Annotated in this window: 1 protein-coding gene; it reads right to left on the bottom strand. The window is 65.2% G+C overall.

What is annotated here, in order from left to right; genetic code table 11:
• The coding region (locus tag ABZT14_RS25570) for a beta-ketoacyl reductase (protein ID WP_356306916.1) at window positions 1-1,556 on the bottom strand (1,556 nt) is incomplete at its 3' end.
• Window positions 1,557-1,657 lie beyond the last annotated feature (101 nt).

Genomic DNA, 1,657 nt, shown 5'->3' with positions numbered 1-1,657 from the left:
GCCAGCGCGTTACGCAACTCCACCGCCGTCAACGAATCAAAACCCATATCCCTAAACGCCACCCGCAACCCCACATCCCCACCCGAACCAAACCCCAACACCGACGCCACCAAACCCCGCACCACCTCCACCACCAACGACCGCCCCTCCACACCCGACACCCCACGCAACCGCTCCACCAACCCACCCGAACCCAACCCCGAACCCGCCTCCACCACACCCCGCACACCCGACACACCCTCCGGCACCACCCGCTCCCACAACGGATTCGACCGCACCGCCGTCACCGCCGGAACAAACACCCCCCAATCCACATCCACCACCGTCACACACCCCTCCAACAACCCCAACAACCCCACCACAACCCCCGGATCCAACGGCACCACACCCCCACGACCCACCCGCTCACGCACCACACCCGAATCCGCCATACCCCCCTCAGCCCACGGACCCCACGCCACCGACAACCCCGGCAACCCCAACCCACGCCGATACTCCACCAACGCATCCAACGCCGCATTCGCCGCCGCATACGACCCCTGACCCGCACCACCCCACACACCCGCAGCAGACGAAAACACCACAAACGCATCCAACTCCAAACCCTCCACCGCACGATGCAAATTCCACCCCGCACCCGCCTTACCCGACCACACACCCTCCACCCGCTCCACCGACAACCCCTCCACCACACCGTCATCCAACACCCCCGCACAATGCACCACCCCCGACACACCAAACCCCTCCACCACACCCCGCACCTCAGACTCCACACCCACATCCACCCCCACCACCTCAACCCACCCCAACCCCAACCCCACCAACTCATCCCGCAACCCCACCGCACCCACCCCACCCAAACCACTCCGCGACACCAACACCACACCCTCCACCCCACACTCCAACAACCACCGCGCCACACGACCACCCAACACACCCGTCCCACCCGTCACCAACACCACACCCGACGGCACCCAACCCCCCTCACCCACAAACGACCCACCACACCCACCCCAACCCACCGGCACCAACCGACGACCCAACACCACACCACCACCACGCACCACCAACTCACCCTCCACACCCGCACCACCCACCAACACCTCCACCAAACGACCCACCACACCCCGCTCCACACCCACCGGCACATCCACCAACCCACCCCACAACCCCGGCTCCTCCAAACCCACCACACGACCCAAACCCCACACACCACCCCGCACAGGACAACCCAACACCTCACCACCCACCGACACCCCACCCGACGTCACCCACCACAACCGCCCACCAAAACCCACATCCAACAACGCCTGCACCAACAACACCGAACCCACCACACCCACCGGAACACCCCCACCACCAAAACCCCACTCCCCCTGACCCACAAACGACACCACACGCCCACACCCCACAAACCCACCCAACCGCTCACCCAACACCCCACGCTCCAAATCCCCCACACCCAACGACACACGCCACACCTCAGCACCCCGCAACTCCAACTCCTCCACCAACAACCCCGGCCACGGATCATCCACACCCACCAAATCCACCACCAACCAACCACCACCCACACCCCCACCACCCACCACACCCACCGACTCCCACCCCACCCCAAAACACAACCCCTCCACACCAACCCCAAACCCAGCCCCAG

This window comes from Streptomyces sp. NPDC005438 (genome assembly GCF_040606315.1).
GTDB lineage: Bacteria > Actinomycetota > Actinomycetes > Streptomycetales > Streptomycetaceae > Streptomyces.
Note: the sequence above shows the minus strand (reverse complement) of the source record. Positions and strands in the feature narration are given on the sequence as shown.